This is a genomic window from Rhodanobacter sp. UC4443_H10, assembly GCF_052978325.1.
In genome coordinates this window covers 933691-956229 of the sequence record NZ_CM129668.1, presented here as the reverse complement: position 1 = coordinate 956229, position 22539 = coordinate 933691, and the positions used below count along the sequence as shown (strand labels likewise).

Sequence of the window (22539 nt, the reverse complement as noted above, 5' to 3'; positions counted from 1 at the left end):
ATGGCCGCATCTTAGCGCTGTCGCCGCGCTCAAACTTCCAGCGTGGCCAGGTCGCCCTTTTCCTCCAGCCACGCCTTGCGGTCGCCGGCGCGCTTCTTGGCCAGCAGCATGTCCATCAGCTTCGCCGTGCCGGCATCGTCGTCGACGGTCAGCTGCACCAGGCGGCGGGTGTCCGGGTGGATGGTGGATTCGCGCAACTGCGGCGGATTCATCTCGCCCAGGCCCTTGAAGCGGGTGGTGCTGACTGCGCCCTTGATCTTCTCGCGCTCGATCCGCTGCAGCATCGCTTCCTTCTCGCCCTCGTCGAGGCAATAGAACACCTGCTTGCCCACGTCGACGCGGAACAGCGGCGGCATCGCCACGAACACGTGGCCTTCGCTGACCAGTCGCGGGAAATGCCGCAGGAACAGGGCAGAGAGCAGGGTGGCGATGTGCAGGCCGTCGGAGTCGGCGTCGGCGAGGATGATTACCTTGCCGTAGCGCAGGCCGCTCAAGTCGTCCTTGCCCGGATCGCAGCCGATCGCCACGGCGAGGTTGTGCACTTCTTCGGAGGCCAGCACCGAGGTGGATTCGACCTCCCACGTGTTGAGGATCTTGCCGCGCAGCGGCAGGATTGCCTGGAACTCCTTGTCGCGTGCCTGCTTGGCGCTGCCGCCGGCCGAATCGCCCTCGACCAGGAACAGCTCGGTGCGGGTGAGGTCGGTGGCGGTGCAGTCGGCCAGCTTGCCGGGCAGTTGCGGGCCCTGGGTGATCTTCTTGCGCACGATCTGCTTGGCCGCCTTCAGCCGTGCGCTGGCGCGCTCGATCGCCAACTGGGCGATGCGCTCGCCCATGTCCACGTGCTGGTTCAGCCACAGGCTGAAGGCGTCGTGGATGACGTTCTCGATCAACCCGGCGGCATGACGCGAGGACAGCCGCTCCTTGGTCTGGCCCGCAAACTGCGGGTCCTGCAGGCGCGCGGACAGCACGAACGCGATGCGCTCCCACACATCCTCCGGCGCCAGCTTCACGCCGCGCGGCAGCAGGTTGCGGATGTCGCAGAACTCGCGGATCGCGGTGGTCAGGCCACTGCGCAGGCCGTTGACGTGGGTGCCGCCCTGCATGGTGGGGATCAGGTTGACGTAGCTTTCCTGGACCAGTTCGCCCTCGGGCAGCCAGGCCAGCGCGACCTCCATGCCTTCGGCGTCGCGCGCCATCTGGTGCACGAACAGCTCGGTCGGCAGCAGCTCGTTGCCGTTCAGTTCTCCGCGCAGGTAGTCGCGCAGGCCGTCCTCGTAACGCCATTCGACGACTTCGCCGCTGGCCTCGTCGGTGAGTTTCACGTCGAGCCCCGCGCACAATACGGCCTTGGCGCGCAGCAGATGCTTGAGCTTGCCCAGCGAGATCTTCGGCGAGTCGAAGTATTTCGCCTCGGGCCAGAAACGCAGCGTGGTGCCGCTGCGCTTCTTCGGCACCGTCCCTGTCATCTCCAGCGAGCTGACCTTGTCGCCGTGCTCGAACGCCATCGCGTATTCCGAACCGTCGCGACGGATGGTCACCTCGACCCGATCGGACAGGGCGTTGACCACCGACACGCCGACGCCATGCAGGCCGCCGGAGAAGCTGTAGTTCTTGCCGCTGAACTTGCCGCCGGCGTGCAGCCGGGTCATGATCAGCTCGACGCCCGACACGCCTTCCTCGGGATGGATGTCCACCGGCATGCCGCGGCCGTTGTCGCTGACCGAAACCGAACCGTCGGCATGCAGCATCACCTCGATCGCATTGGCGTACCCGGCCAGCGCCTCGTCCACCGAGTTGTCCACCACCTCCTGCACCAGATGGTTGGGCCGGGTGGTGTCGGTGTACATGCCCGGCCGGCGCTTGACCGGGTCCAGGCCGGAGAGGACTTCGATGTCGACGGCGTTGTAGCGACTGCTCATGCGGGTGTTTTCTGCGAGACAAGACACAAAGCATGCGGGGCTCGGGCGGGCAGGGTCAAGCCGACGCACAACAGGCACGCCGCCTGGCGCTTGGCGCCTGCTGGTCACGTCCCCGACGTCATGACCAAAAAAGGGCGCTTGGGGAAAGCGGCAATTGGCTTCGCGCTGGATGGCCTCGGGGTCGAGCTGACCCCGCTGACGCCCGCGTGGCTCGGTGACGCCGAGGCGCAATTTATTGCGACCAGGCATCGCTTGTCGTCACGCGCAACGCGGGACTAGAGTTGCGCGTCGACTCGCCATGTCGTTGCGGACACGGCGCAGCCCGACCGTCAAATCATCAGGGGAACAGCATGAACCGAGGGGTCAATTGGGCCGTTGCCATGGCAGCGGTGATGGGGCTGGCCGGCTGCGCACAGCAAGCACAGGTGATACGGCCGAGCGCGGCGCAACTGCACGAGCTCGAACCAGTGTCCGTGGTCGAGGTGATCGATCAGGACAGTCTGGCTGCGCAAGACACGTTTACTGCCGCCAGTGCCAACGTGATCGCGGGGCCAGGCGTGCCGATCATGGCCGCCGCGGCCGGTGGCGCGCTTGGCATGGCGATAGTCAATGCGGAGATCAAGGCGGAGGCGAAGCGATTTGCCGAGGAGCACGTGCAGCCGCTGCGCGCAGCCTTGCAGGGGTTTGACGCAAGATCGGCATTGAGCGACTCGTTGCGGCAGGCGTTGATCCTGCAACCGGCGCGCTTCGGTGATTTCAAGATGGTGGCAACCGCGCCGGCCTCCGTTCCCCGTCGCCTGCTGGTGAAAACCACGTACTCGATGACGCCGGATTTCTCCGCCTTGCAGGTGATCTCGCTCGTGTCGATCGAAGGCACTGGCGCAGACTCCGGCAAACCGATCTACCGGAACATGCTCGTCTATCAGTCGAAGCGGCAGGTAGCGCCGCGGAAAACCGCCGAAGACAGCAAACGCATGACAGCGCAGGAAAATCAGCGTTATTTCGCATTGCATGTGGATGACGACATCGCAAAAGCCAATGCCGACCTGAATCGGCGCGACCCGGAGGCGGCGCGCTTGCGCACGAAGATCAACCAGGAGCAGGTCGAGCACCGCAGGCGGCTGGCGCAGGCGGCTTCGCCCATATGGGATGCCGATACCCGCGCCCAGTATCTGGCCGGTGCCTGGGCAGCCGATCATGGAGAGGCGCTGAAGGCCGCGATGCAGGCCAGCGGCGCCGAAATTGCACATATGTTGCAGCTGGACCTGGCTGCACAGGCCACCATCGGCCAGGTCGGAAAGCCGCGTACGGTGTTCACCAGCGACACGCGGGAGATCGAGTATGTCGACGGTGGCCGCATGGTATCGGTGGCAATGGGCGACGGTGATGCTTCGTTGAAAAAGCCTTCGCCGACGGTGACCGTGCCGATCAGCGCTGCAGGCCTGCGTTGAACACGGCGATGCGGGTTTCCTGTCGCGGCGCACTCGACGCGGCTGACGAACATCTTCGGTGACTTTTTGGGCGGGAGTTCAGTACGCGTGCGGACTCGCTTGCGCAAACTGCTGTTCAAGTGATCAGGCGTTGCAGGAGGCAAGGGGCCGATGGAGCGCGTGATCACTTCGCAGAAGGGTGTGGGTCGTCTTGTCTTCGGGATGTCCGCGGCGCAAGTCAGGGCGCTGCTGCATGCGAGGTTCAACTCGTTCAAGCGAACCCCGGACGCCGCCTGTCCGAGTGACCACTTCGCCGACCTGGGGCTGTTCGCGATTTACGACAAGGCTGGACACCTTGAGGCGATCGAACTCGCCCCGCCTGCAGCGCCGGAACTCTACGGCATGAACTTGTTGGGCATGGGTTTCGACGAGGCCGTGAAGTACCTGAAATCCAAGGACCCACAGCTGGAGCGCGAGGTCGACGGGGCGATTTCCCTGGCGCTGGGGATAAGCCTTTACGCCCCGCATGCGGCGAAGGATCCGAAACTGCCGTCGGAAAGCGTGCTCGTGTTCGCACCCGGCTACTACGACTGAGTTGGTGCCGCGGTCGTCAGGGGCTCACCGATACCCCTGCGCCTGCAACGAAAACAGATGCGCGTAGTGCCCGTTCTCGGCCATCAGTTGTTCGTGGTTGCCGCGTTCGATGATGCGGCCGTCCTGGATCACGATGATCTGGTCGGCCATGCGCACGGTGGAGAAGCGGTGCGAGATCAGGATCGCGATGCGGTTGCCTGCGAGTTCGCGGAAGTGTTCGAAGATGGTGGCTTCGGCCTGGGCGTCCATCGCGGCGGTGGGTTCGTCCAGCACCAGGATGTCGGCGCGCGAGCGCATGAAGGCGCGGGCCAAGGCGATCTTCTGCCATTGGCCGCCAGAGAGTTCGCGGCCGTCGTTGAACCACTTGCCGAGCTGGGTTTCGAAGCCGGCCGGCAGGCTGTCGATGAAATCGCTGGCCATGCCCTTGTCGCTGGCCTCGCGCCAGCGCGCTTCATCGTCGAAATGGGTGACGTCGCCGGCGCCGACGTTCTCGCCCACGCGCATCTGGTAGCGGGCGAAGTCCTGGAAGATCACGCCGATGCGTTGCAGCAGCACGGCTTCGTCCCACTCGCGCAGGTCGGTGCCGTCGAGCAGGATGCGGCCGCTGTCGGGCGTGTAAAGGCGCGTGAGCAACTTGATCAGCGTGGTCTTGCCCGAGCCATTCTGGCCGACCAGGGCCAGCGATTCGCCGGGGCGGATGTGCAGGTCGATGTCGCGCAGCGCCGGCTCGCTGGCGCCGGGGTAGGTGAAGCTGACCTGCTCGAAGCGGATGCCGTCCTCGGGCTTCGCGCCGCGCTGCGCCATGCCGGTCGCCGGCGGCACCGGCGTTTCCAGGTACTCGTACAGCGTGGAGAGGTAGAGGTTGTCCTCGTACATCCCGCCGATCGCCGACAGCATCGCCGACACCGCCGACTGGCCCTGGCGGAACAGCGCCAGGTACATCGTCATCTGGCCCAGGGTGATGCGCGCCATCACCGTGCTGGCGGCGATCCACGCATAGGCGCCGTACAGCGCCAGCGTGCCCAGCAAGCCCAGCACGAAACCCCAGCTGTCGCGGCGCACGGCGAGGTCGCGATCGGCGCGGTACAGGGTGTGGAAGATGTCGCGATAGCGTTGCAGCAGCAGCGGGCCGAGGCCGAACAGCTTCACTTCCTTGGCGTGGTCCTCGCGCGCCAGCACGGTTTCCAGGTACAGCTGCATCCGCGTTTCGGGCGACCGCCAGCGGAACAGGCGGAATGCGTCGCCGGAGAACTTCGTCTCGGCAAAGAACGACGGCAAGCCGGCCAGCAGCAGCACGGCCACCGCCCACGGCGAGAACTGGAACAGCAGGCTGCCGTAGCTGAGCAGCGATATCGCGTTCTGGCCCAGCCCGAACGTGCGCGTGACCAGCGACAACGGCCGGCTCGATGCCTCGCGCCGGGCGCGGGTGAGCTTGTCGTAGAACTCCGAATCCTCGAAGTGCGCCAGCTCCAGGGTCAGCGCCTTTTCCAGGATCATCACGTTGACGCGCTGGCCGAGCTGCGCGCGCAGCAGCGACTGGCACAGCGACAGGCCGCGTTGCGCGCCGGCCAGCGCCGCCACCAGCACGCCTTCCAGCGCCACCCATTCGAAGACCGATCGCAGCGGCGCGTGGCCGTCTGTGGCCCAGAGGCGGCTGGCGGCCACCACCGCATCCACGATGTGCGCACCGACCCAGGCGATGCCGGCCGGCAGCAGGCCGGCGACCAGGGTGAGCGCGGCCAGCGCGACGGTCAGCGCGTGGCTGGTGCTCCAGACCAGTTCCAGCGCACGACCGCTGTAGCGGAACACACCCAGGAAGCTGCGGGCGAGTTCCTTCGGTGGCTCGGGAGAAGTGGCGTGGGGTGGCACGTGGGAGGTCGCCGGAAGGCGCGGACGGTGCGCGGAGCTTCCGACATGGGGGTCGTGCCGTCACACGCAAGGCGACCCCTGTCGCAGGAGCGCCCTTGGGCGCGATGCCTTTTCGTTGCGTCACGAAGAGCATCGCGCACGAGCGCGCCCCTACAAAGCGGCCTGGTAGAGCTCGGGGAACAGCCGCTGCAGGTGGGCCACCTTGGGCGCATCGTTGATCACGATGTACGGGTTGCGCGGGTGCAGGTCGTAATAGTGCTGGTGATAGGCCTCGGCCGGGTAGAACGCCGTGAGCGGAACCACCTGGGTGACGATCGGCGCGGCGAACGCATGGGCCGCCGTCAGCTGGGCGATGTAGTCGGTGGCGATCTTCTTCTGCTCGTCGTTGCCGTAGAAAATCACCGAGCGGTACTGGGTGCCGCGATCCGGTCCTTGCCGGTTGAGTTCGGTGGGGTTCAGCGCGACCGAGAAGAACACCTGCAGCAGCGTGCCGTAGCTGACCCGGGACGGGTCGAACTCGACCTGCACCGACTCGGCGTGGCCGGTGTCGCCGCCGCTGACCTCATCATAGTGGGCGGTGCTGGCGGCGCCGCCGGAATAGCCGGCGGTGACCTTGCGCACGCCCTTCACGTGCTCGAATACCGCCTCGATGCCCCAGAAGCAGCCGCCGGCGAGCACGGCCACCTCGTCGTGCGCGGTGGAAGGCGCCGCATCGACGACGGGCGAGGGCAGGCGCACGCCTTCACGAGCAGCCGCGGCGGGCTGGCAGGCCGCGAGGCCGGCGAGCAGGAGCGCGGCGACAAACGGAAACAGGCGGCGTGGACGGATCATGGGCAACCTCGCTGACGATGGCATGCGGACGCACTCAACCCATCATTCGTCGACGGGAGGGCGGCGGTTACCTCGCGACGGTGCGGCGCTACCATGGGCGGCGAATTCGCTGGAGGGTTGCATGCCTGACGCCGTCAATCTGGACGCCTACCTGCGCCGCGTGGGCTGGTCCGGCCCGGTCGGGGTGGATCTGCCGACCCTGCGCGGGCTGGCCATCGCGCACGTGGCCACGATCCCGTTCGCCAACCTCGATCCGCTGATGGGCCGGCCGGTGGATCTCGGTCTGGCGGCGTTGCAGCGCAAGCTGGTCGACGAGGGCCGTGGCGGCTACTGCTTCGAGCAGAACTTGCTGTTCGAAGCGATGCTGCGCGAGATCGGCTTCGAGGTGAGCGGCCTGATCGCCCGCGTGCTGTGGGGTCATCCGGAGGATACGCAAACCCCGCAGAGCCACATGCTGTTGCGCGTCGAGCTGGAGGGCGAGAGCTGGCTGGCGGATGTCGGCTTCGGCGGCCACGTGCTCACCGGCGCGCTGCGGCTGCTGCCGGATATCCGGCAGGCCACCGCGCACGAACCCTTCCGGTTGCTCGAACGCGATGGCGAGTGGCGCATGCAGTCGCTGGCGCATGGCCAGTGGCGCACGCTGTACCGGTTTGATCTGCGCGCGGTGCCGATGGTCGATTACGTGGTGGCCAATCATTACGTGTCGAGCCACCCGGCCTCGCGCTTCGTCAGCCATCTCTTGCTCGGCCGCACCACCGCGGATCGACGGTTGGGCCTGCTCGATTACGAGTTCATCATCCGTCGCGATGGCCAGGAGCCGGAGCGCCGGCAACTGCGCGACGTGGCCGAGCTGCGCGAGGTGATGGAAGGTGAATTCCTGCTGCCAGCTTCCGCGGTCGAGGCGCTTGGCGATCGCCTGCAAGGCTTGCCGCGCGCCTGATTCAGCGGTGTCCGCCGGCCGACGGGCGGCCGTCTTCGTCGCCCAGCGGGTCGGCCAGCACGTGGATTTCCACGTCGTCGAGGGTGACGAACTGGCCTGCGCGGATCTTGCAGGTCTTGCGCAGTTCCACGGTGCCGTCGACCTTCACCGCGCCGCTCGCCACGATCGCCTTGCCGGCGCCGCCGCTGTCGCACAGTCCGACCAGCTTCAGCAGCATGTTGAGTTCGACGTAGCCGCCTTCCAGTTCAAATTCGATGGTCTGCATGGTCTTGCCGTGGGGATGGATGGTCCGCACTCAGGCGGAAGGATGGGCGTGCTCGAACGCGCTGTCGGGCAGCGCCAGGAAGGCGAACCAGGGATGGTCGCGCTCTGCGCCGAAGGTGGCGGCGTCGTCCAGCACGCCGAGCAGGATCTCGTAGTCGCGGCTGGCCGTCGCGCGCAAGTCGTCGACGTGCTCGAACAACAGCACGTGGCCCCACGCCGGCAGCCAGCCGAGATCGCGCAAGCAGTCGGCCAGCGCGTCCCAGTTGTGACCGAAGCTGGCCGGCAGCTGCAACGACACCGCCAGGCGGTGCAGCAGTTCATCCTTGTCGTGGCAGCCGGCAAGGTCGGTGCGACACACGTGCAAATCGTCACGCGCCGCGATGCGGGCCAGCCGATCGAGATCGTCGACGCCGACGAAATACACGCCGCTCAGCGCGGGCCGGGTCAGGTCCAGGTCGAAACGGTCCGCGCTCATCGCGCCACCTCGAAGCGGCGGAAGCTGCGGTAGTGATCGTCGGTGTAGTACCAGACTTCCGGCGGCGTGCCGCCGGTGACGATGCGCCGCGCGCCGCGGTTGCGCGCGCCCGGAGTCTCGACCGTGTACTCGTGGTAGTAGCCGCGTGGCTCCTTGGGCAGCGAGCCTTCGTAGTTGCCGAACACGGCGCCGTCCTGGCGGTGCTCGAACGGACCGCCGGCGGCGATCCGCTGCACCATCGCGCGCGCCTGCGGCGGCAGCGATGCCATCGCGTCGTCCGCCGGTGCCACGCGCGTGGCGACAGGGTTGCCGGGGGAGCCGGCAGGCGCGCCCGGCGCTTCGCCGTGGCGCTGCCACAGCAGCACGGCGACGATGGCGATCAGCAGCAACAGCAGCGGTCGAATACGGCGCATGGTTCTCGCGGCAGGCGGTGGCGAGGCGAGCTTAGCAGGGCCGAACGGGGCTGCAGGCTTCCTTCATCGAAGGAAATTACGCACACTCCGCCTTCCACTGGGAGCCTGTCGGACTTTGCTGGCCGGTCTGCGAATCCGCCTGTGTGGTCCATATTTCCGCCGATCCTTGGTCCATAGAACCACTATGGACCGGCGAATCGTCGAAAATCTGTCCTCACACAGCCGAATTCTCGCCTCGACCACCAAAGTCCGACAGGCTCCCGGATACAGCGCGTGCGCTGCCCACCCGACTTCCGGAGCCCGGATGAGCACCACCTCCGACCATGATCGCGGCCGCTTGCCGCGCCAGATCGCCTACATCATCGGCAACGAGGGTTGCGAGCGTTTCTCGTTCTACGGGATGCGCAACATCCTCACTCCGTTCCTGATCACGAGCTTGCTGCTGTACCTGCCCGAGGGCCAGCGCATGCTGGCGGCGAAGGACGTGTTCCACACCTTCGTGATCGGCGTGTATTTCTTCCCGCTGTTGGGCGGCTGGATCAGCGACCGTTTCTTCGGCAAGTACAACACCGTGTTGTGGATGAGCCTCGTCTATTGCGCCGGTCACGCCTGCCTGGCGATCTTCGAGGACAACCGGCTGGGCTTTTTCGCGGGACTGGGCCTGATCGCGCTGGGCGCGGGCGGCATCAAGCCGCTGGTGGCGTCGTTCGTGGGCGACCAGTTCGACCAGTCGAACAAGCACCTGGCGAAGATGGTGTTCGACGCGTTCTACTGGATCATCAACTTCGGCTCGTTCTTCGCCTCGCTGCTGATGCCGCTGTTCCTGCACCACTTCGGCGCGGCGGTGGCGTTCGGCATTCCCGGGGGCCTGATGTTCGTCGCCACCGTGGTGTTCTGGCTGGGCCGCAAGCAGTACGTGATGGTGCCGCCGGGGCCGCCGGACCAGCACGCGTTTTCGCGGGTGGTCCGTACCGCGCTGCTGACGCAGCGGCCGGGTCAGACGCGGCCGGGCTTGTGGCTGGCGGTGGTCGCGGTGGTGGTGGCGCTGGCGTCGTTCGCGCTGGTGCCGTCGCTCGGCTTCGTGATCGCCGCATGCATCGCGCTGGTGGTGCTGATCGGCGGCGTGGGCGGCGGCGCCTGGCTGCAGATGGATCGCGCACGGGGCGCGCATCCGGACGCTGCGGTCGATGGCGCACGCAACGTGCTGCGCGTGCTGGTGATCTTCGCGCTGACCACGCCGTTCTTCTCGCTGTTCGACCAGAAGGCCTCGACCTGGGTGATCCAGGGTGGCGAGATGACGATGCCGTCCTGGTTCCGGCCGGCGCAGATGCAGGCGCTGAATCCGTTGCTGGTGATGCTGCTGATCCCGTTCAACAACCTGGTGCTGTACCCGCTGTTGCGCCGACTCGGCTACGAGCCCACCGCGCTGCGCCGGATGACCGCCGGCATCGCGTTCAGCGGCCTGGCCTGGATCGTGGTGGGCGGCCTGCAGGTGGTGATCGACGGCGGCGATCCGCTGTCCATCGTGTGGCAGGTATTGCCGTACGCGCTGCTCACCTTCGGCGAGGTGCTGGTCTCCGCGACTGGTCTGGAGTTCGCCTACAGCCAGGCGCCGGCCTCGATGAAGGGCGTGGTGATGAGTTTCTGGAACCTCACCACCACGGTCGGCAACCTGTGGGTGCTGCTGGCCAACGCGGCGGTGCGCAACGAAAGCGTGATCGGTTCGATCGCCCACAGCGGGCTCAGCGTCACGGCGTTCCAGATGTTCTTCTTCGCCGCTTTCGCCTTGCTCGCTGCGCTGGCGTTCGGCCTTTACGCCAGGCGTTATCGCGAAGTCGACCACTACCGCCCTGCCTGATGCAGGGGGCACTCCTGCAGATCACGTGGCGGCGCCCGGGCGATCGCGCCCGCCCTGCGGCGCCGAATCCACGCGTGATTGCAGCGCCATCGCGGCGGCCGGGTTGCGGTGCTTGGCGGCGCTGATGAAGAGCACGAACACGTCGCGCGGCTTGCCTCGTGGCTGCAAGGCGGCCGCGTGCGGAAGGTCGGCGATGTCCTCGCCGGCAGCCCAGGCTCGTGCACGCGTGGCCCAGAGGTCGAGCGCGTCGGGGGCGTAGCCGGTCGGGATGCCGTCGACGCTGCGCATCAAGCGCGCGTAAGCGAAGTCGCCGGTGAGATCGGCCAGCGACGGGTACTCGGTCGAGTCGGTGAACACGGTGGGTACGCCTCGTGCGCGGGCCAGTTCCACGTACGGCGCGCAGGCGAAGCTGGGGTGGCGCACTTCCAGCACGTGGCGCAGAGGGCGCCCGTTCAACTCGCGCGGCAGGGCGTCCAGGAAGGCTGCCAGGTCGTCGGCATCGAACCGTCGCGACGGCGGCAGCTGCCACAGGATCGGCCCCAGCCGGTCGCCCATCTCGACGAGGCCGCCGTGGATGAATCCGCCGATGCCCTTGCCGGTGTCGGCCAGCCGCTTGCCTTCGGTGATGTAGCGCGGCGCCTTCAGCGAGAAGACGAAACCGTCCGGCGTTTCCGCCGCCCACTTCGCGTACGTGGCCGGTTTCTGCGCGCCGTAGAAGGTGCCGTTGATCTCGATCGCGCGCAGCTGGCGGCTGGCGTATTCCAGCTCGCGCCGTTGCACGAGTTTCGTCGGGTAGAAGTTGTTGCGCCACGGTGCGTAGGTCCAGCCGCCGATGCCGACGCGGATCGTGCCGTGCTTGTTCATGGCGTGGCCCCGCCGGGCTGGTGGCGCAGCCATTCGGAGGTGCCCATGCACAGCACCAGCCACGCCGCGCCGATGGCATAACCGGCCATCACGTCACTGAGGTAATGCACCTGCAGCAGGATCCGGCTGACGCCGATCACCCCGACCATCAGCACGGCGCCGGCGATGACCGCGCGATGGAAGCGCGGCGTCAACCGCAGCAGCACGTAGGCCAGCATGCCGTAGAACACCATCGCGCCGAACGCGTGCCCGCTGGGGAAACTCCAGCCCGGCTCGACGATGAAACCGTGGTCGTGCATCGGGCGGGCACGGCGGAACAGCGCCTTCAGCCCGCCGTTGATCGGCAGGATGCCGAGCAGGGCCACGCTCCAGCTCGCCGCCAGCGTCCACTGGCGTCGCAGCAGCAGGATGAGCAGCACCACGGCCGCCGCGCTGGCGACCCACAAGGTGTCGCCCAGATGCGTGATGGCGGCGATCACGCGCAGCGCCGGCACCGGCAGATGGGCACGGAGGCTGGCGGCGAGGCTGGCGTCGAAGCCGTCCAGGCCGGTCGTCGGCTGGCCGGAAATCGCCAGCGCGAGGCCGCCGAAGAACAACCCCAGCACCATGCACAGCAGCAGGCCCGTGCGCCAGCGCAGCATCGTCGGCGCCTGGCCCAGCAGCGCAGCGCGCCGCTGCCAGCGCGCGTTGCGCCGCCAGGCCAGGTCGCCGGCCAGCAAGGCCAGCAACAACAGCAGCGCCCACAGCAGCAGGGAGTGCAGCGCAATCCATTCCGCCAGCGTGTTCATTGCGATCCTTGTTTCGCTTGCCGATCCGCGCATGATCGCGGCTTGCGCGGCCGGCGTCGAGTTGGATGCCGGGCTGGCCTTGCGGGCGATTTCTCGCGATAGTGCGCGGGTCGTCGCCCTGGGGGAGAACTTCGATGGTCCAGCGATTCGGGTCCGTGCGTGCGCTGTCGTTCCGGCTGTTGGCCGGCCATGCCTTGCTGGTACTCGGCGCGTCGGCGCTGGCGCAGGCCCCGGCCACGCAGCAGCTGCCGCCGCCGGTATCGACCGGCGACATCGTGCAGCCGCTGCTGCCGGCGCAGCTGCAGGATTTCGACGCCTACATGGCGGATACGCTGAAGACCTTCGAGGTGCCCGGCATCGCGGTGGCCATCGTCAAGAACGGCAAGGTGGTGATGGAGCGCGGCTTCGGCGTGAAGGAGCTGGGCAAGCCGGACCCGGTCGACGCGCACACGCTGTTCGCGATCGCCTCCAACACCAAGGCCTTCACTGCCGCGGCGCTGCAGCAGCTGGCCGACGCGGGCAAGCTGGACATGGACGACCGCGTGATCGACCACCTGCCCTGGTTCCGCATGTCCGATCCGTACGTGACGCACGAGATGCGCATTCGCGACCTGCTGGCGCACCGCAGTGGCCTGAGTCTGGGCGCGGGTGATCTGCTGTACTGGCCGCCGTCCTCGTACACCACCAGGGAAGTGGTCGAGCGGTTGGCCAAGGTGCCGCTGAAGAACGGGTTCCGCAGCCACTACGCCTACGACAACATTCTGTTCGCGGTGGCCACCCTGGTGATCGAACAGGCTTCCGGCCAGAGCTATGCCGATTACGTGCGCGAGCACCTGTTCAAGCCGGTGGGCATGGAGGAGTCGCTGATCGACATGACTTACCTGAAGCCCGGCATGGACGTGGCTGCCGGTCATGCCCCGTACGAGTTCAAGGACATCAAGCCGGTGCCGCCGATGGCCTGGCTCAATGATCCGGGCGCTGGCGGTATCTACTCCAGCGTGCATGACCTGGCCAAGTGGATGAACGTGCAACTGGCCGGCGGCGCCTTGCCGACCGTGGGCGCCGACGGCAAGCCGCGCCGGGTGTTCTCCGAGAAGAGCCACCACGAGATGTGGTCGATGCTGACGCCGATACCGATCAGGAAGGCGTCGATCCCCGAGCTGGAGCCGCTGACACCGGACTACTACGGCTATGGCGAAGGCTGGTTCCTCGGCCAATACCAGGGCCGCAAGCTGGTCTGGCATACCGGCGGCTGGCCCGGTTTCGTCTCGCGCGTGACGATGGTGCCCTCGTTGAAGCTCGGCGTGGTGGTGCTGACCAACCAGCAGTCCGGCGCCGCGTTCAACGCGGTGACGTACCGAGTGCTGGATGCGTACCTCAACCCGTCGCACAAGACCGACTGGGTGGCGGTGTACGAGAAGGCCGTGCAGCACGCCCAGGCCAAGGCCGACGACAGCGTGGCGAAGCACGAGCAGGCGCGCGACAAGCGCAGCAAACCTTCGTTGCCGCTGGCCGATTACGCCGGCACCTATCGCGACCCGTGGTACGGCGACGTCATCATCAGCCAGGAGCGCGGCAAGCTGCGCATGCGCTTCGGCAAGACCGAACAGCTGGTCGGCACGCTGACGCCGTGGCAACACGACAGCTTCACCGTGCGCTGGGATGACCGCTCGCTGGACGCCGATGCCTTCGTCGATTTCGCGCTGGACATGGACGGCAAGATCCGTGAAGTGCGCATGCAGCCGATCTCGCCGCTGACCGATTTCAGTTTCGATTTCCAGGACCTGCGACTGGTGCCGGTGGAGGCCGCCACCGGGGCGTCAGCAGGCAAGTGATCCATCACGGCGCCGTTCGCGGCGTCCACGCCGAAGGGGAAGGGACATGAATCATCGTCGTCACGCCGGGGCGATTTTGCTGGCTTTCGGCTTGCTCGTCGGCGTTGCCCAGGCACGCAGCGACAAGGCGCTGGAACATCGCTACATCCGCGTCGAACTGGGCGCGGCCAGCACGCAAGCGACTTCGGGCCGGCTGCTGCTGTTCGCGGTCGATGCCAAGGCGGCGCAGGCGGCGGCCGAAGCGGAGTCCAAGGGCAAGAGCAGCGTGGTCGAGTCGGTCGACGCCGATCCGTTCAGCGGCACGGTGACCAGCGTGGCCGCGCGCGAGGTGGACCACTGGGCGCCGGGACAGGCCATCGACATCGACACCAACCGCATGGCGTACCCGGCTCCGTGGTCGCAGCTGCCGCCGGGCGATTACCTGGTGCAGGCCGTGCTCGACGTGAACCACGACTACAACTACACCGGGCGTGGTGCCGGCGATCTGGTCAGCGACGTGGTCAGGCTGCATCTGCCGGCGACCGGCGTGCCGGAACTGGTCCTGGCGAAAGCGTTGCCGACGGACGGCGATCCCTGGGCCGTGCCGGATTCGGCCCCGCCGGACCTGCGCGAACGTGTGGCGGCGGTACGCGCGCACGCGCACCTGGTCGATTTCACCAGCCCGTCGCTGAGTGCGTTCTGGGGCCGGCCGATCCACATGCGCGGTTGGGTGCTGACCCCGCCCGGCTACGACGCCGCGGCTGCCGCGCGTTACCCGACCGTCTATTACACGCAGGGTTTCGGCGGCAACAACGAGCGCGTGATCGGCCCGGTCGTCACCGTCTACACCGCGATGGCGAAGCAGCAGATGCCGCCGATGATCTGGGTGTTCCTCGACGAGTCCAGCCCCACCGGCACCCACGAGTTTGCCGACTCGGTCAACAACGGCCCGTGGGGACTGGCGCTGACCACCGAGCTGATCCCGCATCTCGAAGCGCACTACCGCATGGATGGCGATGCCAACGGCCGCTTCCTCAACGGCCACTCCTCCGGCGGCTGGGCCACGCTGTGGCTGCAGACGCGCTACCCGAAGCTGTTCGGAGGCACCTGGTCGACCTCGCCCGACCCGAGTGACTTTCACGATTTCACCGGCGTGGATCTTTACGCGCCGCACGCCAACGTCTACCGCCGGCCCGACGGCTCGGCCTACCCGCTGGTGCGCAACCACGACAAGGTGCTGGGCACCTTCGAGCAGTTCGCGAAACTCGAACGCGTGCTGGGCAGCTACGGCGGCCAGCTGGCGTCGTTCGAGTGGGTATTCTCGCCGCGCGGTGAGGATGGCCGGCCCGTGCCGATGTTCGATCGCGACACCGGCGCCGTCGACCCGGCGGTGGTGGCGTACTGGCGTGATCACTACGACATCGCGCACCGCCTGCAGCAGCAATGGCCGCAGCTGAAGCCCGACCTGGACGGCAAGATCCATCTCTACGTGGGCACGGCCGACACGTTCTATCTCGACGGTTCCGCGCACAAGCTGAAGGCCGTGCTCGATGGCCTGGGAGCGAAGACGGAGTTCCGCTTCCTGCCTGATCGCACCCACGGCAACCTGTACTGGATCGGCGAGGACCACCACGGCCTGCTCAAGCAGATCAGCTGGGCGATGTATGCGATCGCGCGGCCGGATTCCAGGCTGAAGCCCGTCGTCACGCCCTGATCCTCATCGCGCCGTGGGGCGGGCACCGCCCGCCGCCCGCGCGTTTTCGGTTCATTCCGGCTGCCACGGGTCGTAGCTGCCGATGTACCAGAGGTGGCCCTCCGGGTCGTGGCAGCTGTAGCCGGCGCCGCCGTAGTCCTTTTCGGCGTAGTCGTCGACGATCACCGCGCCGGCTGCCTTTGCCCGCTCGTAGTGGGCCTTGCAGTCGGTCACGGTCACGCAGGCGCACTGCGTCTCGCGACCGCCGATCTCGTCGGGTTGGGCAATGTGCCGGCCGAAATCGTCATGACGCACGCCGCCGAGCATGATCATGCCGCGGCCGTAGGCCAGTTGTGCGTGCTCGACCTGGCCGGCGTCGTTTTCGTAGACCGCGTGCCGTTCGAAACCGAATGCCTGGCAGAGCCAGGCGATGGCCGCGTGGGGGTCGCGATAGCGCAGGCAAGGGATGATGGTGCTGCCGCCGGACTGTTCCATGGGGTACCTCCGTGGTGGAATTTCGCAGAGCCGGTGAGGCGGTCATTCCGCTTGCACGAAACGACGTCGCGGCCCAGCAGGGACGCGACCAGACTATCCCCGCGAGGCGTGGCGGTCTTGTAGATTTCCGTCGCTCAATCGAGCGGCAGGTGGTTCGAGTAGGGACCGCGCGCAGCCATGAATGCGGTCGGCGTGACGCCGGCGAACTGGCGGAACTCGTGGGTCAAATGGGCCTGGTCGAAATAGCCGCCATCGGCCGCCACCTGGCTCCAGTTCACCGCCGACTGCGCTGCCGCATGATCCACCACCGCGCGAAAGCGCAGCAGCCGCGTGTAGTGCTTGGGACGCATGCCCACCTGGCGCTGGAACAGCATGCCGAAGCGGCGCTCGGACAAGCCTGCCTCGCGCACCAGCGGCGCGATGCGCTGCACCTGCGGCGGGTCGGCCAACCGATCCAGCGCGTAGGCGATGGCGGGATGCAAGGCGGTGCTGTGCAGGCGTCGCACCAGCCACCGGGTCAGCAGGCGCAGGCGGCCCCGTGGTGCGGGGGTCTCCAGCAGTTGCTCGCGCAGCAGCGCGGCGGCCGGCCCGAACAAGTCACCAGGTCGACGTCCCGTCCGATCAGCGTGGTGGCGTCCTCGCCGGTCAGCGCGTGGGCGCCTCCCGGGCGGAACACCACCCCCATCACGCGGATCTGTTCGGCGGTGTCGATGATCTCGCTGCGCAGGGTGGGGCCGCCAAGCACGCAGGCGGACGAGCGGATACACCGCCGCGCCGCGTCATCGGTGTAGACACGGGTTTCGTCCTCGTGCAGGTTGATGATGAGCTGCGCCCCGGGTTGCGGCAGCACGCGCTCGTGGCGATGCGCCGCGGGCGGCATGTCCCAGTCCCACACTTTCGCGATCAGCTTGTCCAGCGGTGGCCCGGGCAGGTAGTACTGGAATCCCATCGGCTCGTCTCCGTGGATACGCGGCAGTCTGGCGTGCCGGCTCAGCCCGTCTGTTCGTCTTCCTCGGCCAGCGGTGGCAGGGTGCGCACCAGTTGCGCGCGCACCAGCGGCAGTCGCGCGCGGCGCAGGCGCTGCAGCAGTTCGAACAGCAGGTCGCTCTTGACGCCGCCGGTGTCACGCGGGCTGCCGACGTAGGCCACGCAGTTGAAGGTCATCGAGCCGGCATCGAGGCCCTCCAGTTGCACGTAGGGCGCCGGCGCGGCCAGTGTGCCCGGGTGTGCGCCGAGCACCTCCAGCGCCAGTGCCCGTACCTTGTCGGCGTCGGTGTCCAGCGGCATCGGCAGCTTGATCTGCACGCGGCCCAGCGCGTTTGCCTGGGTCACGTTGCGCACGTTCTCGGTGATCAGCTGCGAGTTCGGCACGATCACGGTGGATCGGTCCCACAACTGGATCTCCGTGGCGCGCACGTTGATCCGGCGGATGTCGCCCTCGACCTCGTTGAGGCTGACCCAGTCGCCCACCTTCACCGGCCGTTCCACCAGCAGGATCAGGCCGGAGATGAAGTTCTGCACGATCGCCTGCAGGCCGAAGCCGATGCCCACCGACAGCGCGCTGACGATCCAGGTGATGCTGGTCAGGTTGACGTGCAGCGCGGCCAGGGTCAGCACCAGCACCAGCAGGCCGCCGAGGTAGCCGAGCAGGGTGACGATGGAATCCTGCATGCCCGGTTCCATCGTCGACTTGGGCAGCAACTGCTCGCGCAGCCAGCGCTTGAGCATGTGCAGCAGCACGCCGCCGCCCACCAGCACCAGCACCGCCCGGAAAATGTTGCCGGGATTGATCGGCAGATCGCCCAGTTTCAGGTTGCCGAAGGTGCGTAGGGCGCTGGCCAGCAGGTCGCCCGGGCCGGCGCCGAACGGGGTCAGCACGATGGCGATGGCCAGCAGGGTCAGCAGCACCTTGGCGATGCCGGCGAGCAGGGTGGCGGCCTGGTCCAGCGCATGCGGCGCCAGCTGGAAGGATGCCTGCAGCCGCTGGCCGCCGCGTTCGTGCGGCGACAGCGCCACGTGGATCAGGTCGTTCAACAGGTGGCCGAGCAGCCACGCGCTGGCCACCACCACGCCGACCCACAGCATCTGCACCGCGGCGAAGAACGCGAGCGCGATGTAACCGGTGGCCACGCCCAGCCAGCTCACCAGCACGCCCAGCACTGCGCCGGCACCGAGCGCGCCGACCCACAACGGCTGATGTTCGACCACGCCCTCGGCCGCGGCCTGCCGCCGCGCCCCACGCAAACGCCACCAGCCCGCCGCGATGAGACCGCTGACCACCAGCGCCACCGCGCCGCGCGTGGCCACCGTGGTCGGCAAGCTGGAGCCGATCGTGCGGCTGATGCGCTCGACCAGGCCGAACAGCAACGCGGCGGCGCCGAGCAGCCAGGGAAGCATGCGCAGGCGCTGCGCAGCCAGGTCGGACAGCGGCGGCAGGCGCCAGCTCGGCCGGCGCACGGAGAGCAGCGCGCGGCCCAGCCCGGTGACAAACGCCGCAAACAGCACCAGCCGTACCGCCGAGCGCGCCAGCGCGTCGAGGTCCGGTGCGAGGATGTCGTTCCAGTTCAGGCCCAGGTACGCCAGCTGGGCGGCGATGCCGGTGGTGAGCAGCGCGGTGAGCGCGACCGCCACCGCCATCGCGCTGCGGCGCAGATGGCCGTCCGGCACGTGGCGCGTGGCCAGGCGCAACAGCAGCCGATCGAGCAGCCAGCGGCCCACGCCAAGCCACAGCAATGCGCCAATCAGGCACAGCAGCAGTGGCGTGCGGTTCGGCGCTTCCCACGCCTCGCTCCAGGCATCGGCCACGCGACCGCCGAGGCGGTCCAGCCGTGCCAGGTCATCGGGAAAACTGCGCGCCGGCTCGCTCCAGAATGCGCGGCCGAACGGCGATGCCGTGCGCGAGGCCAGCCGCGCCTGGAACGCGTCGTTGCGCATGCCGGTGATCTGCGCGGCCAGTTGCAGCGCGTTCTGGCCCAGCAGCTGCGCCTGCTTGATCCGTGCATCCAGCGCGGCGCCGGCCTTGTCCAGTTGCCGCCGCTGGGCCGCGACCTGCGGCGCTTCCGGCGCCGCGCCCTTGGCCGGCGGCGGGCCCAGCACGTCGAGCTGCGCCTGCAGCGCGGCCAGCTGGGGCGCCAGGTCGCTGGCCAGTTGCCGCGCCTGGTCCTGCACCGCCAGCGCGTCGTTGCGCAGGTCGCCGAGCGAGCTGGCGGCTTGCTTGTCCTTCAGTGCTGCCTTGAGTGCATCGAGGCGATCGTCCAACTGCTCCAGCGACTGCGCCGGCGTGGCGGCGCTCGCCGCCGATGCCGGCGCGGCGTCGCCTTGCTGGGCGTGCACGGCGAGGCTGCCGCAGGCGAGCAGGGCGAGCAGGAGGAAGCGGCATGGTGTGGGCATCCGCGCATGATCGGAGCGGTGCGACAGGCGGTCAATCGTGTTGGCGTCCTGCGCGGCGAAAGGCACGGCGACGGTTCAGCTTGGTTGCGCGGTGGCAAGCGCGGGCAAGCGCGCCTGGCCTGCCGCAGTCGCCGCCGCTGGTCACGCTTGGGTCCTTGCATGCAGCCAGCCGCGCACCCACGCTAGAGAACCTGCCTGCTGCGTGCCGCCCATGATCTTTCGCTGGTTCGAATCCCTCATCGACGCGTTCAAGGAACCGGCCGACGGCATGCCGCCGCGGCCGGTGTGCGTTTCTACGTGTTCTATCTGCGCCAGGTGTGGCCGGTGTTCGCCGCCACGCTGGTGGTCGGCTTTGGCGTGGCGGTGGTGGAGGTGTCGCTGTTCGGCTTCATCGGGCGCATCGTGGACATGGCCAGCGGCACGCCGGCGGACCTGTTCCGCCTGCACGGCCAGGCGCTGATCTGGATGGCGCTGGTCGCACTGGTGGCGCGGCCGCTGCTCGGCGGCCTGCACGACTTGCTGGTGAACCAGGCGATCCTGCCCAGCCTCACCAACCGCATCCGCTGGCAGCACCATCGCTACGTGATCCGCCAGAGCCTGGGCTTCTTCCAGAACGATTTCGCCGGGCGCATCGCCAACCGCATCATCCAGACCGGCGCCTCGCTGCGCGATTCGGCCGTGCAGATCGTGGACGCGATCTGGTACATCGTGATCTACACCGGCAGCGCCATCGCGCTGTTCGCGCAGGCCGACGGCTGGCTGGCGGTACCGCTGACGGCGTGGATCTTCTGCTACATCGGCTTGCTGGCCTTCTTCATTCCGCGGGTGAAACAGCGCTCGTGGAAATCCTCGGAGGCGAAATCGAAGCTGATGGGCCGCGTCGTCGACGGCTACAGCAACGTGATGACGCTGAAGCTGTTCGCCCACACGCGCCGCGAGGAGGCATACGTGGCCGAGGCGATGGGCGAGTTGATCGACAAGCATCGCCTGACGACCCGCCTGACGACGGCCATGGACGTCAGCATCACCGCGCTCAACGGCTTCCTCATCACCGGCACCTCGGCGCTGGCGATCTGGCTATGGAGCGAGGGGCGGGTGACCACCGGGGCGATTGCGTTGTCGATCGGGCTGGTGATCCGCATCAACAACATGTCCGGTTGGATCATGTGGGTGGTCAACGGCATCTTCGAGAACGTCGGCACCGTGCAGGACGGCATCACCACCATCTCGCAGCCGCGCGCGGTGCAGGACCGCGAAGGCGCGATGCCGCTGGAGGTGACCAACGGCGCGGTGCGCTTCGAGCACATCCACTTCCACTACGGCAAGCGTGGCGGCGTCATCGCCGGGCTGGATCTGGACGTGCGCGCGGGCGAGAAGATCGGCCTGGTCGGCCCGTCCGGCGCCGGCAAGTCCACCCTGGTCAACGTGCTGCTGCGGCTGTACGACCTCGAGGCCGGGCGCATCCTGATCGACGGCCAGGACATCGCACACGTCACCCAGGAAAGCCTGCGCTCGCAGATTGGCGTGGTCACCCAGGACACTTCGCTGCTGCACCGTTCGATCCGCGACAACCTGCTCTATGGCCGCCCCGATGCCAGCGAAGCGCAGGTGGCCGAGGCCGTGCGCAAGGCGCGCGCCGACGAATTCATCCCGCAGCTCAGCGATGGCGAGGGCCGTCGCGGCTACGACGCCCTGGTCGGCGAGCGCGGCGTGAAACTCAGCGGCGGCCAGCGCCAGCGCATCGCGATCGCCCGCGTGCTGCTGAAGGACGCGCCGATCCTGGTGCTGGACGAAGCAACCTCGGCGCTCGACTCCGAAGCGGAGGCGGCGATCCAGGACAGCCTGGACATCCTGATGCAGGGCAAGACGGTGATCGCGATCGCCCATCGCCTCTCCACCATCGCGCGGATGGACCGGCTGGTGGTGCTGGACAAGGGGCAGATCGTCGAGACCGGCACGCACGCCGAGCTGATCGCGCACGAGGGCTTGTACGCGCGACTGTGGAAGCGGCAAACCGGTGGCTTCGTGGCGGCGGAGGATGCACTCCCGTAGGAGCCCGCTGGCGGGTTCCTACGAGAGCTGCGGGCTCAACATGCCGCGCCGCTGCAGCAGGCGGGTTTGCCCGCCGTCGCCGCGCTTTCCAGCACCTCGGCCGCCGCCGTCAGCGCCTTCGCCGCGGCGGCGCCCTTGCGCTCGCTGTAGCGGCTGACCAGGTAGTCGCTGCGCCCGCGCACCAGCAGGGTGAACTTGAACAGCTCCTCCATCACGTCCACCACGCGGTCATAGAACGACGAGGGCTTCATCCGGCCGTCGTCGTCGAACTCCTGCCAGGCCTTGGCCACCGAGGACTGGTTCGGGATGGTCAGCATGCGCATCCAGCGGCCCAGCACGCGCAGGGTGTTGACCACGTTGAACGACTGCGAGCCGCCGCAGACCTGCATCACCGCGAGCGTGCGCCCCTGCGTGGGCCGCACGCTGCCGTCTTCCAGCGGCAACCAGTCGATCTGGTTCTTGAACACGCCGGTGATCGTGCCGTGCCGCTCGGGGCTGACCCACACCTGGCCCTCGGACCACAGCGACAGCGCGCGCAGTTCCTGCACCTTGGGGTGGCTGGCCGGCACGCTGTCCAGGAGGGGCAGTTCGTGCGGGTCGAACACCCGCGTCTCGGCGCCGAAGTGGCGCAGGATGCGCTCGGCTTCCAGCGCCAGCTTGCGGCTGAACGACTGCGGGCGCAGCGAGCCGTACAGGATCAGGATGCGCGGCGGGTGGCCGGCGTCGGCCGGCAAGGCCAGCTTGGCCAGGCTGGGGGTATCCAGCACGTCGGCGGCGACATGGGGCAGGTCCGGGATCACGGCAGTTCCTGTTGCATTGGTTTGTCAATTCTATAACTATGGAAATATGG

Annotated in this window: 19 protein-coding genes and 1 pseudogene; 7 read left to right on the top strand and 13 right to left on the bottom strand. The window is 67.7% G+C overall.

Annotation, left to right across the window (positions count from 1 at the left end):
- Positions 1-29: 29 nt before the first annotated feature.
- Entirely contained in the window at positions 30-1919 is a 1890-nt protein-coding gene (parE, locus tag ACVCMB_RS04450; RefSeq protein WP_447106243.1) for a DNA topoisomerase IV subunit B, read from the bottom strand.
- Positions 1920-2269: 350 nt separating this feature from the next.
- On the opposite strand from parE, the gene ACVCMB_RS04445 reads away from it, so the two are divergent.
- Together ACVCMB_RS04445 and ACVCMB_RS04440 are read left to right on the top strand one after the other, a co-directional pair.
- Positions 2270-3370 carry a hypothetical protein gene (locus tag ACVCMB_RS04445; RefSeq protein WP_447106242.1) on the top strand — a complete coding sequence of 367 codons (1101 nt, stop codon included), beginning with the start codon at positions 2270-2272 and terminating at the stop codon, positions 3368-3370.
- 150 nt (positions 3371-3520) lie between these two features.
- Entirely contained in the window at positions 3521-3943 is a 423-nt protein-coding gene (locus ACVCMB_RS04440; RefSeq protein ID WP_447106241.1) for a hypothetical protein, read from the top strand.
- A gap of 24 nt (positions 3944-3967) precedes the next feature.
- Here ACVCMB_RS04440 and ACVCMB_RS04435 read toward each other — a convergent pair whose 3' ends face one another.
- Together ACVCMB_RS04435 and msrA are read right to left on the bottom strand one after the other, a co-directional pair.
- Complete coding sequence (locus ACVCMB_RS04435) at positions 3968-5812, bottom strand: ABC transporter ATP-binding protein (protein ID WP_447106240.1); 1845 nt, start codon at positions 5810-5812, stop codon at positions 3968-3970.
- Positions 5813-5962: 150 nt separating this feature from the next.
- Positions 5963-6643: a peptide-methionine (S)-S-oxide reductase MsrA gene (gene msrA / locus ACVCMB_RS04430; RefSeq protein WP_395118967.1), complete on the bottom strand. Its 681-nt coding sequence runs from the start codon at positions 6641-6643 to the stop codon at positions 5963-5965.
- Positions 6644-6764: 121 nt separating this feature from the next.
- Between msrA and ACVCMB_RS04425 the strand changes: the two genes are divergently transcribed.
- Positions 6765-7583, top strand: a complete 819-nt coding sequence (locus ACVCMB_RS04425; RefSeq protein WP_447106239.1) for an arylamine N-acetyltransferase family protein — start codon at positions 6765-6767, stop codon at positions 7581-7583.
- A gap of 1 nt (position 7584) precedes the next feature.
- Here ACVCMB_RS04425 and ACVCMB_RS04420 read toward each other — a convergent pair whose 3' ends face one another.
- From ACVCMB_RS04420 to ACVCMB_RS04410, 3 genes are read right to left on the bottom strand one after another with little or no spacing between them, the layout of a single operon-like run.
- On the bottom strand, positions 7585-7848 hold the full coding sequence (locus ACVCMB_RS04420; RefSeq protein WP_395118963.1) for an RNA-binding S4 domain-containing protein: 264 nt from the start codon (positions 7846-7848) through the stop codon (positions 7585-7587).
- Positions 7849-7878: 30 nt separating this feature from the next.
- A complete protein-coding gene (locus ACVCMB_RS04415) occupies positions 7879-8322 on the bottom strand; it encodes a barstar family protein (RefSeq protein ID WP_447106238.1) in 444 nt (147 codons plus the stop codon).
- Positions 8319-8735 carry a ribonuclease domain-containing protein gene (locus ACVCMB_RS04410; RefSeq protein WP_447106237.1) on the bottom strand — a complete coding sequence of 139 codons (417 nt, stop codon included), beginning with the start codon at positions 8733-8735 and terminating at the stop codon, positions 8319-8321. The genes ACVCMB_RS04415 and ACVCMB_RS04410 overlap by 4 nt, the downstream gene beginning before the upstream one ends.
- A gap of 304 nt (positions 8736-9039) precedes the next feature.
- Between ACVCMB_RS04410 and ACVCMB_RS04405 the strand changes: the two genes are divergently transcribed.
- Positions 9040-10593, top strand: a complete 1554-nt coding sequence (locus ACVCMB_RS04405; RefSeq protein WP_395118957.1) for a POT-type proton-dependent oligopeptide transporter — start codon at positions 9040-9042, stop codon at positions 10591-10593.
- A 21-nt stretch (positions 10594-10614) separates the two neighbouring features.
- On the opposite strand, the gene ACVCMB_RS04400 is transcribed toward ACVCMB_RS04405, so the two are convergent.
- Both ACVCMB_RS04400 and ACVCMB_RS04395 read right to left on the bottom strand, forming a co-directional pair.
- Positions 10615-11457: a DUF72 domain-containing protein gene (locus tag ACVCMB_RS04400; protein ID WP_447106236.1), complete on the bottom strand. Its 843-nt coding sequence runs from the start codon at positions 11455-11457 to the stop codon at positions 10615-10617.
- Positions 11454-12245, bottom strand: coding sequence for a phosphatase PAP2 family protein (locus ACVCMB_RS04395; RefSeq protein WP_395118953.1), 792 nt, complete (start codon positions 12243-12245; stop codon positions 11454-11456). The genes ACVCMB_RS04400 and ACVCMB_RS04395 overlap by 4 nt, the downstream gene beginning before the upstream one ends.
- A 134-nt stretch (positions 12246-12379) precedes the next feature.
- Here ACVCMB_RS04395 and ACVCMB_RS04390 point away from each other — a divergent pair, with 134 nt between their 5' ends.
- Together ACVCMB_RS04390 and ACVCMB_RS04385 are read left to right on the top strand one after the other, a co-directional pair.
- Positions 12380-14080, top strand: coding sequence for a serine hydrolase (locus ACVCMB_RS04390; RefSeq protein WP_447106235.1), 1701 nt, complete (start codon positions 12380-12382; stop codon positions 14078-14080).
- Positions 14081-14126: 46 nt separating this feature from the next.
- Positions 14127-15773, top strand: a complete 1647-nt coding sequence (locus tag ACVCMB_RS04385; RefSeq protein WP_447106234.1) for an alpha/beta hydrolase — start codon at positions 14127-14129, stop codon at positions 15771-15773.
- A 51-nt stretch (positions 15774-15824) separates the two neighbouring features.
- Here the strand turns inward: ACVCMB_RS04385 and ACVCMB_RS04380 are convergent, their stop codons facing one another.
- The 4 genes from ACVCMB_RS04380 to ACVCMB_RS04365 all read right to left on the bottom strand — a co-directional run bounded on the left by ACVCMB_RS04380 (position 15825) and on the right by ACVCMB_RS04365 (position 19637).
- Positions 15825-16247 (bottom strand): VOC family protein, encoded by a 423-nt coding sequence (locus ACVCMB_RS04380; RefSeq protein WP_447106233.1) that lies wholly within the window; start codon positions 16245-16247, stop codon positions 15825-15827.
- A gap of 134 nt (positions 16248-16381) precedes the next feature.
- Entirely contained in the window at positions 16382-16843 is a 462-nt protein-coding gene (locus ACVCMB_RS04375; RefSeq protein WP_447106232.1) for a helix-turn-helix domain-containing protein, read from the bottom strand.
- Positions 16765-17196: a DUF6597 domain-containing transcriptional factor gene (locus ACVCMB_RS04370; protein ID WP_447106231.1), complete on the bottom strand. Its 432-nt coding sequence runs from the start codon at positions 17194-17196 to the stop codon at positions 16765-16767. Before ACVCMB_RS04370 ends, ACVCMB_RS04375 begins: the two co-directional genes overlap by 79 nt.
- A gap of 41 nt (positions 17197-17237) precedes the next feature.
- A complete protein-coding gene (locus ACVCMB_RS04365; protein WP_395118941.1) occupies positions 17238-19637 on the bottom strand; it encodes a DUF3772 domain-containing protein in 2400 nt (799 codons plus the stop codon).
- Positions 19638-19851: 214 nt separating this feature from the next.
- Here ACVCMB_RS04365 and ACVCMB_RS04360 point away from each other — a divergent pair.
- Positions 19852-21689: pseudogene (locus ACVCMB_RS04360) on the top strand (ABC transporter ATP-binding protein).
- A gap of 35 nt (positions 21690-21724) precedes the next feature.
- On the opposite strand, the gene arsH reads toward ACVCMB_RS04360, so the two are convergent.
- On the bottom strand, positions 21725-22489 hold the full coding sequence (arsH, locus tag ACVCMB_RS04355) for an arsenical resistance protein ArsH (RefSeq protein ID WP_447106230.1): 765 nt from the start codon (positions 22487-22489) through the stop codon (positions 21725-21727).
- Positions 22490-22539: the final 50 nt, after the last annotated feature.